The sequence below is a fragment of the Tunturibacter gelidoferens genome, assembly GCF_040358255.1.
GTDB lineage: Bacteria > Acidobacteriota > Terriglobia > Terriglobales > Acidobacteriaceae > Edaphobacter > Edaphobacter gelidiferens.
Window position 1 is genome coordinate 2,875,368 of the sequence record NZ_CP132938.1, and the last position, 12,815, is coordinate 2,888,182.

Here is a 12,815-nt window from a genome sequence, read left to right on the forward strand (position 1 = left end):
TACATCAGGCAGCGATATCGAAGATGTCGAACAGCTTGTTTACGAAGCGCACCTCGTCTTTAACATGCGGCTTGCACGTGAGGCAATGTCCTCGGCGGATCATCCGCATCACCTCGAACCCCTTCATCGTAGCGGCGGCCGTCTTCATTGTCTGAAAGCCTCGCGTGGGGCGAATGACTCGCTTCAGTGCGCCGTGGTCGGCTTCAATGATGTTGTTCAGATACTTGCACGTGCGATGCTTGGCATCGCTTGATAGCTTGCCTTCTCGTTGCAGCCGGCTAATGGCTTTTGGATAAGAGCCGAGTTGGTCCGTGGTGATTGAGGACGGCGGCCAGTGGCGCATTGTCGTCAGCGCTTTTCCCAGGAAACGATGGGCCGCACGGGTGTTTCGCCGATCCATCAACATGAAGTCGATCAACCGGCCATGCTTGTCGACGGCCCGGAACAGGTACTTCCAGTGGCCACCGACCTTCACATAGGTCTCGTCCACTCGCCACGAGGTCGCACGGTACCCCTGGTACCAACGAACCCGCTTCTCAAGCTCAGGCGCGTAGCGATGAACCCAGCGCATGATCGTGGACAGATCCACGTCTACGCCGCGTTCCTGCATCATCTCCGCCAGATCCCGGTAGCTTATCCCATACTTGCAGTACCAGCGAACGCACACCAGGATGATATCCACAGCGAAACGACGGCGCTTGAACATGAACAAGGCTCCTCGGCGAACGACTCCAGACTACGACACGACCGTTAATGCAACAGAGCCCCTGGCGGTGGTGACGCACGACAGCGCGCAACATCGTTATGTGGACGGACAACTACAACGTTCCAAAAAGCCACAACAGATCCGTGGCCTGAATCAGAATCACAACCACGCGATGAAGGAGATTTTCAAAAGTACAGCCCTGAACGCCAGTCGTTGTGCGGGACCGCTGCAGGACTTTTACGTCGGATTGCTGGCCAAAGGGATGAAGCCGGATATGGCTCGCCTAACGCTGGCACGCAAGATCGCGGCCATCACGTTAACACTTTGGAAAAAAGGAGGGAGTTTCGACGCCGAACATCTGAAATCGCAAGCAGCTTGAGCGTCTACGGAACCCAGGCAATTGACTAGGTTGTCTTACCTGATGGTTAGCCAATCGGTTCTTGCGACGCTCCGGGTCGAGGGAGAGTATCAATCGATGAGCTAGACCACTCCACGTGCTGTCAGCACCGAGTCTCCAAATGCACTCTATACCCCCTCGCATAACCGAAAAAAGCTATAGGCCTCGAGTCTCAAATAGGACCATGGTTGGCGTATTAGAGCCACCCCGGTTGGCTTGCGTAGCTTCGCACCGAAGGCGTCGAACCATCGAGTCATGAAACCGTCGAGCAGAAAACGTCGAGTGCCCTGGTCTGTCAGAAGCACGTCGCGAACACAAAGCCTCTCCAGATCTGAGATCGGGCTGGATGCAAATCGCCACACCCATCTCCGCTCGAAGAGGACGGAGGAAAAATGTTTCCTTGACATCCCCTCTCATAGGACTCATCGACAAATGAGATCAAGGCTAGTTGCCAAATAGTCGGCATTCGTCCACTTGTCAATCGGTGTGCGATGTTGGAGAAAAGCCGGTTTTACGTCCATCTCTAACAATCTCGGCTGTGTCAATGCATTTTTGAACGTAAACGGCACTCACTCCGAGGAGCTGTTTCGTTACGCTTTGGTTGAACAAACTCATCATCGCCGACAAAGGTTCGCATGTAATCTTTCGGGCGGAACTCGGCCCGACCCAACCATCTCTCCGATCGCACGTTCGACCATGATTACTACTTCGAACTCCCTGGATAGGGAGCGGGATGCCCAATCAAGTGGGCGGTGATTTACTTCACACCATGGACGTATCCAGGCTCTCCCGCGTGCGAACCGAACTGCAAAGTCTGTGGGTAATCGAATCCCTTACGCCACATCCAGTAGAGGCTGACGGCCAGTTTGCGTGCCATGGCAACCTCAGCGATGCGACGGTCGCGACGCATGGCCAGATGAACGAAGCGACGTCGCCAGTCGGGGTCCCAGCGGACAGCAGCCTGGGCTGCCTCCACCAGTAGAAAGCGCAACAGAGAACTTCCTTGTTTGGTGATGTGCCCCAGTCGTTGACGATCGGCGCTTGAGTCCTCACAGGGAATGAGGCCCAGATAGCTACCTATCTGATGGCCGCAACCGAAGCGATCCGGAGATCCAAGCACCAACACAAAGGCCAGTGCGGTGATGGGCCCCACGCCGGGATGCGTCATCAGCCGTAGTACCTCGGGCCGTTTGCGTGCCTCCTCCTCGGCTGCTGCGGTAAGCTCGTCGATAGTTGTGTTCAATCGATCCACCAACTCCAGCAGGTCCTGTCGGCGCCGTGTGGACCACGGAGCAAGCGGGAGTGCCTCCAGTTGCCTTCGTCCGGTCTTGCTCCACAGTGTCTTTTTGCGCCGTACTCCCTCGTTCATCGCTGCAGCCTGGATTTGGTTCATGGCCCGCGTGCGCATCTGCACCAGGCGATGCCGATGCCAGATTAGCTGGCGTAGATCACGGTTCTCCGGACTCGGGACCCAGATCCGGGGAAAGCGACCCTCTATCAGTAGCCTAAGCAATAACTGAGCATCCTGCCGGTCGGTCTTTTGCTTGCGTACCCGTGCTGCCTTGATCCTGGCCTGATCCCCAATCCACAGCTCGAACTTCAACTCTGCCAGCAATCGCTCAAACCAACGTGCATGTCCGGTGGCCTCTATCCCAACACGCACCTTGACCTGTCTTCGCTGTAGATCGCGATAGAAACGCTCTGCCTCTCCATCGCTGTGGCTCAGTCGCCGTTCGCCGGTCTCGCCCGTCTCCGTATCTAAAAACGCTACCTGCTGAACGCTTGGATGATAATCCACTCCTACAATGATCATGTTCGGCTCCTTCTCCCGAACCTTCGGTCGTCGATGCAACAGAGTCTAATCGCGCCTCGACAGAGCAAACACTGTTATGAAATCAGGTGGACTGGATTTGTAAACACTGGCCGACATATCAGTATTAATCTGCTTATCAGTACTAATCGGCCCGTCAACCTGAGACTCGCAGCGGTACGGCGATTGGCGTATGAAGCCGCGGATTGTGGTCTTCTGAGCCCTGACATGGCCGCGGGCATACGCCGGGTGAAGTCGCCAAGCGTCTCGGCATATGAGTGGGCAACGGGCTGTCTGCCGAGCAAGGAAGACTCCCTCTCGGTGTCTCTGCCGGAGTGGATCTTCGAGCACAACGGAATCGGGCGATCCTAGCGGTGCTCATCGGCTGCTGCCAGCGCCGGGCAGAGAGTACACCGATGCACCAAGGAGGTGCCTGCGATATAATCAGAAACCTTTTGGGGGTTGTCGAATGGGCCTCACGATCGGTATTTGTAAAGTCTCATGGCCGCGTTCGACGAAGACTGCCAGGATCGTGTGCATTCTCCTCTTCTCTTTGATTCTTCATGGAGAGCATCCACTATCTAAGGAATCCGTGACGGTCACGTTCGTCGACCCAGAGTGGTCGCACGACCTGACCGAACATACTGTCGTCGCAGACGACAGATTGAAGGATTTCACGCAGGAGACGGGAATTGGTGTCAAGCATCTGCCGACCCCGGAGACCACGTTAGACCAGTTAGACCTGGTCCGGAAGCTACTCCGACAGGGAAGCTCCACTCCGGACGTGTCGGGTGTCGATGTGATCTGGCCCGGAGTTTTGAGCGAAGAATTGATGGACCTGAAGCCGTATTTGGCGACGGAACTCTCTTCGATCAACGCCGATGTCGCCGCCAGTTACACGGTCAAGGGGAAACTGGTCGCCGCGCCTTACCATTCCGATATCGGAGTCCTATTTTACCGAAGGGATTTGCTCCGACGGTATGGGTACGCGACGCCGCCCCGTACGTGGGACGAACTCGAGCAAATGGCCGCCAGGATCCAGAAGGGCGAGCGCGCCAGAGGCCAAAAAGATTTTTGGGGATTTCTATGGCCAGGTGCGGCCGGCGAAGGCTTGACCTGTAACGCCCTGGAATGGCAGGTCTCTGAAGGTGGGGGGCGTATCATCGAAGCCGACGGCAACATTAGCGTGAATAATCCTGATGCGATCCGCAGTTGGCAACGCGCAGCCCATTGGATAGGCTGGATCTCGCCCCCGTTCGTGACCTCTCTCCAGGAATGGGATGCCATCAACGACTTTTACCACAGGGGAACGTCCGCTTTTTATCGTGGGTGGGCGCGGACTTATCTTCTCAGCGTCCGCGATATTCCGTCGGTTCGAGACACGATCGCAATCACGAGCATTCCCGCGGGAAAGAATGCGCAAGCAGCGACGTTGGGCGGTTTTGGACTCGGGCTTTCGCGATCGTCAAGGCACAGTGCTGAGGCGCTGCACCTGATCCGATTTTTGATCCATCGAGAGATCGAGATCGAAGAGGCGCGCGCGGACTACGAGTCACGGAACTGGCCGGAGTTGTATGATCCGACCGCGATCCTGCGAGCAAAACGAAGTTCGGCCGAAACCGGGAAACAGCAGGTGAGCGGCGTAGTCGCTCGACCCTCTACAGTTGCAGGAGAAAAATACGAAGAAGTTTCGCGAGCTTATATTCAGGCAGTGCACTCTGTGTTGCTGGGACAAAGCAGGGCGCCAGAGGCTGCGGCATCGCTGGAACGGGAATTGGTGCGGATCACCGGTTTCAAAACAGGACCGCCGAGCCGGAACCGCGTTCCGACGCAGAAGAGCTTAGGCAGGGTCTCCGGCGCGCGGCCGGCTGCCGCTTCAACGACTGCGTCAGCGCACGATTCCTTGAAGTAGAGTGCTGTTTGACCCGTTCGCTAACACTTCTGGAGTGGCTGGATGAGGCAGGCGAGCATTAGCCCCGTTCTTTATCGATTCAAAATCGGTCGTCACCTTGCGCTCTGCTTTGCCCTTCTGATTGGAATAATGGTCGCTTGCGATGGCGTTCTGCTTTGGCAGTTGCGCGAGGTTCGTTCGCAAGTTGAACTCCTGAAGGGAGTCGACGGAGAACTGATCGAGGTCTTGCGCGTCCATGGAGAGCTTTTCTCGTTTTACGAAAGGCTAAGCCATGCGGCGCGATCCGAGGACCAGGATCAATTCATCGCAGTATCGGAAGCACTCAGGAGCGCTGTACTCGATGAGACTCAACGCACTGAGGCAGCGTTCCGTCATTTGCCTTCCGCGGTCAAGGTAGACGAAACAGTGCTTCCAACGATCGAAACAATCGAGAACACCCTACTGTCTCATTTGGATGCGATCAGTGCGTTAGCGACTTCGGGAGAGTGGGCGGACGTACGCAGTCGAACCGACGATCAAGTTCAGCGGCTTGAATACCTTAGCTCGCAGCTCGTCAGAGACGTAGCCCGCGACGTCGAAGAACAGCGCACGCAAGCCGCATTAAATATTGAGATCGTAGAACGTCGCATCATCTTGGCAGCAATCGTCACAGGATTCGTTACCCTGTTCACCGCCGCCTTCTTTGGCTGGGCCACAGCGCTACGGATTATTGAACTTCGGGGGGAAGCGCGCGCCGAGCGGGAGCAAGCGGAGGAGGCGCTGCGGCAGGCGCAGGCGGATCTCGCACACGCCAACCGGGTGAGCAGCATGGGAGAGCTGAGTGCCTCTTTGGCGCATGAGGTCAATCAACCGATTGCGGCAGCCATCACCGACGCCAATACGTGCTTGCGCTGGCTGTCCCGCGAGCAGCCCGATCTGGAGGAGGCGCGCGCGGCCGCGGCGAGAATCGTACAAGACGGAAGGCGTGCGGGCGAGATCGTCAACCGCGTCCGCCTGCTTTTTAAGAAGGGTACGCTGCAACGGGAGTTGGTCGATCCAAACGAGATTGTTCGAGAGATGACACTTCTCCTGCATAGCGAGGCAACTCAATTCGCTATTTTCGTTCGGACGAAACTGGCTGCAGACATCCCTCGAGTCATGGGAGATCGCGTGCAACTGCAGCAGGTGCTCATGAACCTGATGATGAACAGCATCGATGCGATGAAGGATGTGGATGGGACCCACGAACTCATGATCGAATCACAGCGCAGCGAGGACGGTCAGGTGTTGATATCGGTCAGTGATACCGGCGTGGGGCTTCCACTGGAGCAGGCCGACAAGATCTTTAATGCGTTCTTTACCACCAAGGCGCGCGGCACGGGCATGGGACTGCGGATCAGTCGCTCCATTGTTGAATCGCACGGGGGCCGCTTGTGGGCTGCTGACAACCCTCCGCGAGGCGCGAGATTTTGTTTCACATTACCTGCCAACGGCGCGACATGCGACCCAGTTGTGTCTGGAGATCGCACTGATGCTGCTGACGGCACTCACGACAACAACCCGGTCGTTTGAGTGCGTCCGTCGGAGTATACGCACGGCTGGGGGTATCGATGGTTTGAGATCCAGACTGTGGGGTGAAATGTGCCGCTAGCGGATGGGCGCATCGGCAAACCCACTGCCGAGCAGCAGATCGAAGAACTCAGTCTTGAACTGGAGCGGGCACGGTTATAAAGCCGAAAGACTTTCGCCTGTTCTGTCGCAATAGAGCGCTTTGCTATTCTTTGCACAGACGGCGAGGTGTTGGGGAGCGATGAGACAGACGTTGAATCCAGAGATGGCAAAGGTCTTAAAGCGCTTGCACTATCCTCTGGATGTGATTCTGCGCTGTGTTCGCTGGTATAGCGCGTATCCGTTGAGTCTTCGGCACTTGGAAGAGATGATGGCCGAGCGCGGGATTTCCGTTGATCACTCGACCGTGCACCGCTGGGCGATCAAATTGTTGCCAGTCCTGGAGAAGGCGTTCCGGCGCTCCAAGCGCAAGGTCGGAGGAGCTGGCGGATGGACGAGACCTACATCAAGGTTAAGGGCGAGTGGAAGTATCTGTACCGTGCTGTCGATAAGGCAGGCGACACCGTCGATTTCTTGCTGCGGGCGCATCGCGACAAGGTCGCGGCACGAAGGTTCTTCGAACAGGCGGTCAAGCGTAACGGCGCACCAGAGAAAGTAACCATCGATAAGAGCGGCTCGAATGTGGCGGCTCTCGAAGCCATGAACGCCGGACGAGGGAAGGGGATCGTCGTGCGCCAGGTCAAGTACCTGAACAACATCGTCGAGCAAGACCACCGTTGCCATAAAACGCCGAACCAGACCGATGCTCGGCTTCAAGGATTTTCGCTGCGCCCGCATCCTCCTCTCCGGCATCGAACTCATGCACATGATCAGGAAAGGACAAATGAAGAACGGCGGCAGGGGACAAACCCCCGCACAGCAGTTTTACTCCTTGGCAGCATAGGCAGCCTGATCATATCGGCCTTTGATCGTTCAAACATCCTTATCGCGACAGAACCCACGCGAAGAGCTTGAGACGAATTGGCAGAACTTGGGAACATGAGCCCGCGAAGCTTTCTCTCAGCAATACAATTGCGAACGTGGCGCTAACTATTATGACGGCAGCAAGGCCGGCTCCTGCGGTGCGGGCCAAATCACATCCTGGCTGCTTTGGAGACACGACCGGAAGATCCCCAGCTTCTGCATCTTGCAGATTAGAGTGGTGCGCTTCAATCCGAGTTTGGCAGCTGCGCCTTTCGGGCCGCCGATCACCCAACCAACGGCTTCAAGCGTGTGCAAAATCAGAGCGCGTTCGGAGTCCCTTAGAGTAGTTACAGTGGGAGGGATGATGACACCCTGAGACGCTGCCGTCGGCAGAGGATTGGGAAGCACCCCATTGTTTGAGAGGATCACAGCACGTTCGATCAAGTTCTGCAGCTCGCGGATATTCCCCGGCCACTGATACGAGCTGAGCGCAGACATCGTTTCCGGAGGAATGTGTTCGATTTGCCTATCCGCCCGACGGCCAAAAATCTCGGCAAAATGAGTCACCAGGACAGGAATGTCTTCGCAGCGCGCCCGCAATGGTGGCAGCAGGATTGGAAACACATTCAGACGGTAGTAGAGGTCGCTGCGAAATTCGCCCCGCTTCATCATCGCCGTCAGATCACGGTTAGTTGCCGCCACCAGCCGTACGTCCACCTGGCGAGTCCGAGTGCTGCCCAGGCGCTCGAACTCCTGTTCCTGCAGTACTCGCAGCAGTTTCGGCTGCAGCGTCAACGGAATATCGCCGACCTCGTCGAGGAAGATAGTGCCCTTGTCAGCCAGTTCGAAACGACCAATCCTTTGCGCTACGGCTCCAGTGAAGGCGCCTCTCTCGTGGCCAAAAAGCTCGCTTTCCAACAGATCCAACGGAATGGCAGCGCAATTCAGTTTTACGAATGAGCGTCCACACCGCGAGCTGATGTTGTGAATCGCGCGCGCGATCAGCTCCTTGCCGGTGCCTGTTTCGCCCTGGATAAGAACGGTGGAATCTGTAGGCGCGACGCGTTCGACGTGTTCGAGCACCGCTTCCAGAGCAGGGCTATTGCCTATGAGTTGCTCGAATCGACGCGCATAAGAAACTTGACCGCTATTTTCTATAATTTCGAAAGTTCCCACGGTGAACCTCCTGGCGCCGGGTGCATGCTACCTATCGGGCTCAACTCTCTAGAGCCGCTCGGACAGTCTCGAGCAGGGCTTCATCGTCAAACGGTTTTGCCAGGAACTCCACTGCCCCCGCCCTCAATGCCTGCATCCGCATTTGTGCGTCGCCGTGTGCCGTGATGAAGATGGTCGGAATCCTGCAATTATCAGCGTTTAGCTTGGCTTGCAATTCCAGGCCGGAGATTCCCGGCATGCGTATATCGGTGATCAGACATGCTATGTGGTGCTGCTGTCCGGACTTAAGAAATTCTTCCGCTGACCCAAACGCGAGCGCAGGCAATCCAACCGCTTTCAGCATGCCATGCAATGCGCCGCGCACCGAATCATCATCGTCGACAATCGCAACCAGCTTGGCCTTTCCTTGAACAGCCATGGCAGAAACATTAGTAGCGGGACCAACAAAGCGCAATCATACTTAGGTATATGGACTCCAAGGGCACTTTGATCAGGGAGGCAGCTGCAGATTTCAAAAGCTGGTATTACTCGCCGACTAAGAAGCTAAAAGCTTCGTCGCCATTCTGACCAATTCTGCCAGTGATTCAGCCTGCATCTTCCGCATCACGTTCCCGCGATGGATCTTCACGGTGATTTCGCTGGTTCCGAGCTGGGAAGCTACTTGTTTGTTGAGCATGCCCGAAACTACCAGGCTCATGACCTCGCGCTCGCGCCGCGTCAGCGACCTGTAGCGCTTGCGCAACTCGGCAAGATCACTCTCCTGTTGGCGCACCACCCGGTCGCGCTCCAGTGCCTGATGAATTGCATTCAGCAAGTCCTGGTCCGGGAAGGGCTTGGTCAGGAACTCCACCGCGCCGGACTTCATGGCCTTCACCGTCATCGGAATGTCTCCATGACCGGTGATGAAGATGATGGGAATCCGGATGCCCGCGTCAGCTAATTCTCGCTGAAAGTCCAGACCGTTGACTCCAGGAAGTCTCACGTCGAGAACAAGGCAACCCGGGCCGTCCGGTCGCTTGCTATGCACGAACTCTTCCGCCGTCCCGAAGGCTTCGGACCGCAAGTTCACCGACTTTAGCAGGCCTTTGATCGATGCTCGGACAGCTGCATCGTCATCGATGACGAACACCGTGGGAGCGCCTGCGGACATCATTCGTGTCCCTCGACTGAGGTGGGCAAGGCAAAGAAAAAGCTCGCGCCCCGCGGAGAGTTATCGGCAGCCCATAGACGGCCGCCATGCTCCTCAACGATGGAGCGGCTGATGCGAAGTCCCATCCCGGTGCCGCGAGGCTTCGTAGTAAAGAATGCATTGAATATCTGGTCCACCTGCTGGGCGGGCAGCCCTACGCCGGTATCGCAGACGGACACCATAAGCTGTTCGTTTTCAGCTCGCTGCGACTTGATGGCGAGCTCGCGTGGCCCAGCCACATCGTTCATTGCATCGATGCTGTTCATGATGAGGTTCATCATGACCTGCTGCAACTGCACGCGATCACCCATGACAGCGGGAAGATCCGCGGTGAGTTCCGTCCGGATTGATATGGAGTGTCGCGTTGCCTCACTGCGCAGGAGGACAATCATCTCTCGTATGACGTCATTCAAGTCAACCAACTCCCATTCTGGAGTGTCCTTGGTGAAGACCATGCGGATCCGCTTGATGATCTCCGCCGCGCGTGTCCCATTCTTGACGATTCTTGCTGCAGCTTCGCGGGCCTCTTCCAGATCGGGCTGGTCGCGCGTCAGCCAGCGCAGACACGTGTTGGCGTTCGTGACGGCAGCGGCAATCGGTTGATTTACTTCGTGCGCCAGGGAGGCAGTCAGCTCTCCCATTGTGGTCGCCCGGCTGACGTGTGCGAGGTCCGCTCGCGCCTGGCGAAGCGCTTCTTCGGCGAGCTTGCGCTGGCTAATGTCGGTCGAACTGCCCACGAATTGCGCCAAATCCCCGGATGCGTTCAAAACAGGATGGCCGACGGTCTGGATGTGTTTGACAGAGCCGTCTGGAAGAAGGATTCGGAATTCCACTTCGTAATTCGACTTTTCAGCGATTGCTCGATCGATCGCCCCTAGCCACTTGGCTCGATCCTCCGGATGAGTTCGCTGCAGACGTTCTTCAAAAGCCGGGGGACCATCTTCTGGATCGAAGCCATAAATGCGATACCATTCCTCGGATAGGTGCAAGGCGTCTCTCCCCGCTACCCGCCAGGCCCAACTCCCTGTGTGCGTGAGCCTTTGCGCTTCCGCCAAGTACGCTTCGCTTCGCTGCAACTTCTCTTCCTGCAGTTCCAAGGTCTGGGCAGCGAATCGCCTATCCACCCAGGACGTCAGTAAAGCCAGCCCGAGGACGATAAAGGTGACGACGGCAATTCCGGCGGTGCCGAGTGCGGAGATGCTTACGGCGTGAGTCAGGTCCGCCGGCATGCCCGAGGGCGTGAAACTGGCAGCAGCCATGCCGGTGTAATGCATGACGGGAATCGCAGCTCCCATCACAACTGCTCCGGCTAACTTTTCCCGGCCGATCCCCGCTTTCTCATCTCGGAGATGAAAGGTAATCCTTAACGCGGCGAGAGAAATCGAAACCGCGAATACGACGGACAGGACGACGAGAAAGGAATTAAACTGGCATATAGCCGGTAAACGCATGGCGGCCATGCCGATGTAATGCATACTCGCAATACCCGCACCCATCAGGACACTTCCGGCGACCGCTCGGGATGCACCCATTTTCTGTCGGCTTACCACGTACAGTGCAATGACCGACGCGAGAATGGCCGCAAACAGTGACAGCAGAACGGTCGTCCAATGGTAGGCCACGGGAATCGGTAGGATGAACGCCAGCATCCCAATGTAGTGCATGGACCAAATGCCAGTTCCCATCGCACCGGCCCCGCCCAGCAGCCAAACCGCGCGAGTCCAACCGCCCGCAGCCGTTACGCGACCTGCGAGATCCAGAGCAGCGTACGACGCAAACATGGCGATCAACACCGAAAGCGCCACGAGCGCGTAGTTGTACGAGCCAATCAAATTCACTGCGGCCATTTGACTCCATCCCGGTTGCCACGCGGAACAGTCGTGGCGCTTCAATTAACAAATTAAACCGCCTCCCTAGCACCAGCGCCAATTCTTGCCGGGTTCGAACGACGGCTATATGCGCCTATCTTTGCTGCTCTAGAGATTTGACCCTCGACAGGCCTGAATTCTACTCGACTTACTCGCCGTGCTTCCATCGCCGGTCGGCCGTCATGTCTCTCCGCAGTGAGGTTTGTGTCCCATGCATTCTTCATTTGGAAGGGACGGAGCACTTTTTGGAGAGACCGTCCCGTCGAAATGCGGACGTTGTGTCAATTCCACGACACTTGCCCGGAGTTGGATGAGGCCCTCCTCAGCCCATCAGCTGACTCATCCCGCTGAAAATACGCAATTAAATCATCCGGCGGTTACTTGGCAAGTGACGTGCATCTCGCAGTCGCACCGGGAGGCACAGACAACATGCAAACGACAGAGTCAAACCTCGGAAGCGAGCAGCGCCTCGATGTCTGCATCTTGGAAAAAGAAACTCAGGATATGCAGGACGTTCTCACGCAGAGCTTGCCGTCGTTTTACAGAAGGGCTTATCGATACCTGGGCAACGCAGCCGACGCGGAAGATGCGGTTCAGGATGCACTCCTGTCCGCTTGTCGCCATTTGGACCAATTCAAGGGGCAGTCGAAAATGTCGACCTGGTTGACCACGATTGTCATCAATTCCGCCCTGACGCAATTGCGAAGACGGTCACGTCAGATCCACATATCGCTGGATGAGCAATTTGGGGAAGAGCCAGGATATTGCGTATCAGAACGGTTGGCGGACCGCAGACCAAGTCCTGAAGATGAGTGTATAAAGTCGGAACTGTATGGGCATCTCATGCGTTTCATAGATGAGATTCCGCCCGCGTCGGGGTATGCTTTCCGACTGCGTGACTTGGATGGGCTGACTACAAGCGAAGCAGCACAGATTCTGGGAGTGGCAGATGTAACAGTGAAGGCCCATGTATCACGGGCGCGCGCGAGGCTCAGGCGGCTGATAGGCCACGCTCTCGATGCACAGCCTCGTTCAACCCCGACCCGCACTGCTTCGCCAGTTGGGACAAGGAAGTAAGCAACGAGAATCAGATCCTCTCGGGCACAACACGACACGATATCGCGATGGAGCACTGTTTCCCGCGCCACAAGATTTTAAGCAGGCATTGGCCAGGCGCCGTTACAGCGCAGTTGCAAGCTGCGGACCTGAGGGTAAACGAGATCACGGAGGGCGAACTGACAGCCAT

At 56.6% G+C, this 12,815-nt stretch carries 12 protein-coding genes and 1 pseudogene; 5 read left to right on the forward strand and 8 right to left on the reverse strand.

The genetic code is table 11. The features are described from left to right. Window positions 1-4: 4 nt before the first annotated feature. Entirely contained in the window at window positions 5-706 is a 702-nt protein-coding gene (locus RBB81_RS12850) for an IS6 family transposase (protein WP_423248016.1), read from the reverse strand. Between RBB81_RS12850 and RBB81_RS12855 the strand changes: the two genes are divergently transcribed. Then, window positions 705-1,085 carry a hypothetical protein gene (locus RBB81_RS12855; protein ID WP_353070892.1) on the forward strand — a complete coding sequence of 127 codons (381 nt, stop codon included), beginning with the start codon at window positions 705-707 and terminating at the stop codon, window positions 1,083-1,085. The two genes, RBB81_RS12850 and RBB81_RS12855, sit on opposite strands and share 2 nt — an antisense overlap. 775 nt (window positions 1,086-1,860) lie before the next feature. Here RBB81_RS12855 and RBB81_RS12860 read toward each other — a convergent pair. Beyond that, window positions 1,861-2,916: an IS110 family transposase gene (locus RBB81_RS12860; RefSeq protein ID WP_353070894.1), complete on the reverse strand. Its 1,056-nt coding sequence runs from the start codon at window positions 2,914-2,916 to the stop codon at window positions 1,861-1,863. 466 nt (window positions 2,917-3,382) lie between these two features. Between RBB81_RS12860 and RBB81_RS12865 the strand changes: the two genes are divergently transcribed. Beyond that, on the forward strand, window positions 3,383-4,825 hold the full coding sequence (locus tag RBB81_RS12865; RefSeq protein WP_353070895.1) for an extracellular solute-binding protein: 1,443 nt from the start codon (window positions 3,383-3,385) through the stop codon (window positions 4,823-4,825). Here the strand turns inward: RBB81_RS12865 and RBB81_RS12870 are convergent. Next, a complete protein-coding gene (locus RBB81_RS12870; RefSeq protein WP_353070896.1) occupies window positions 4,802-5,062 on the reverse strand; it encodes a hypothetical protein in 261 nt (86 codons plus the stop codon). The two genes, RBB81_RS12865 and RBB81_RS12870, sit on opposite strands and share 24 nt — an antisense overlap. A gap of 396 nt (window positions 5,063-5,458) precedes the next feature. Here RBB81_RS12870 and RBB81_RS12875 point away from each other — a divergent pair, with 396 nt between their 5' ends. Together RBB81_RS12875 and RBB81_RS12880 are read left to right on the forward strand one after the other, a co-directional pair. Next, complete coding sequence (locus RBB81_RS12875) at window positions 5,459-6,376, forward strand: sensor histidine kinase (protein ID WP_353070897.1); 918 nt, start codon at window positions 5,459-5,461, stop codon at window positions 6,374-6,376. 262 nt (window positions 6,377-6,638) lie between these two features. Then, window positions 6,639-7,316: pseudogene (locus RBB81_RS12880) on the forward strand (IS6 family transposase). A 149-nt stretch (window positions 7,317-7,465) separates the two neighbouring features. On the opposite strand, the gene RBB81_RS12885 reads toward RBB81_RS12880, so the two are convergent. The 5 genes from RBB81_RS12885 to RBB81_RS12905 all read right to left on the reverse strand — a co-directional run bounded on the left by RBB81_RS12885 (window position 7,466) and on the right by RBB81_RS12905 (window position 12,193). Continuing rightward, window positions 7,466-8,512 carry a sigma-54 interaction domain-containing protein gene (locus RBB81_RS12885; RefSeq protein ID WP_353070898.1) on the reverse strand — a complete coding sequence of 349 codons (1,047 nt, stop codon included), beginning with the start codon at window positions 8,510-8,512 and terminating at the stop codon, window positions 7,466-7,468. 40 nt (window positions 8,513-8,552) lie between these two features. Next, window positions 8,553-8,966, reverse strand: a complete 414-nt coding sequence (locus tag RBB81_RS12890; RefSeq protein WP_353070899.1) for a response regulator transcription factor — start codon at window positions 8,964-8,966, stop codon at window positions 8,553-8,555. An 81-nt stretch (window positions 8,967-9,047) separates the two neighbouring features. Continuing rightward, window positions 9,048-9,662 carry a response regulator transcription factor gene (locus tag RBB81_RS12895; protein ID WP_423248080.1) on the reverse strand — a complete coding sequence of 205 codons (615 nt, stop codon included), beginning with the start codon at window positions 9,660-9,662 and terminating at the stop codon, window positions 9,048-9,050. Next, window positions 9,662-11,548, reverse strand: a complete 1,887-nt coding sequence (locus RBB81_RS12900; protein WP_353070901.1) for an MHYT domain-containing protein — start codon at window positions 11,546-11,548, stop codon at window positions 9,662-9,664. Before RBB81_RS12900 ends, RBB81_RS12895 begins: the two co-directional genes overlap by 1 nt. 465 nt (window positions 11,549-12,013) lie before the next feature. Then, window positions 12,014-12,193: a hypothetical protein gene (locus tag RBB81_RS12905; RefSeq protein ID WP_353073974.1), complete on the reverse strand. Its 180-nt coding sequence runs from the start codon at window positions 12,191-12,193 to the stop codon at window positions 12,014-12,016. On the opposite strand from RBB81_RS12905, the gene RBB81_RS12910 reads away from it, so the two are divergent. Next, window positions 12,131-12,646: a sigma-70 family RNA polymerase sigma factor gene (locus tag RBB81_RS12910; RefSeq protein ID WP_353073927.1), complete on the forward strand. Its 516-nt coding sequence runs from the start codon at window positions 12,131-12,133 to the stop codon at window positions 12,644-12,646. The genes RBB81_RS12905 and RBB81_RS12910 overlap by 63 nt on opposite strands. Window positions 12,647-12,815 lie beyond the last annotated feature (169 nt).

Bases quoted from the DNA above. Each gene is read 5' to 3' on its own strand.
- RBB81_RS12865 (WP_353070895.1), top strand. From the start codon at position 3,383: ATGGGCCTCACGATCGGTATTTGTAAAGTCTCATGGCCGCGTTCGACG.
- RBB81_RS12850 (WP_423248016.1), bottom strand. From the start codon at position 706: ATGTTCAAGCGCCGTCGTTTCGCTGTGGATATCATCCTGGTGTGCGTT.
- RBB81_RS12855 (WP_353070892.1), top strand. From the start codon at position 705: ATGAACAAGGCTCCTCGGCGAACGACTCCAGACTACGACACGACCGTT.
- RBB81_RS12870 (WP_353070896.1), bottom strand. From the start codon at position 5,062: ATGGACGCGCAAGACCTCGATCAGTTCTCCGTCGACTCCCTTCAGGAG.
- RBB81_RS12860 (WP_353070894.1), bottom strand. From the start codon at position 2,916: ATGATCATTGTAGGAGTGGATTATCATCCAAGCGTTCAGCAGGTAGCG.
- RBB81_RS12900 (WP_353070901.1), bottom strand. From the start codon at position 11,548: ATGGCCGCAGTGAATTTGATTGGCTCGTACAACTACGCGCTCGTGGCG.
- RBB81_RS12895 (WP_423248080.1), bottom strand. From the start codon at position 9,662: ATGTCCGCAGGCGCTCCCACGGTGTTCGTCATCGATGACGATGCAGCT.
- RBB81_RS12905 (WP_353073974.1), bottom strand. From the start codon at position 12,193: ATGGCGACAAGCGGACAGGAGTGCATCCTGAACCGCATCTTCCGCGTC.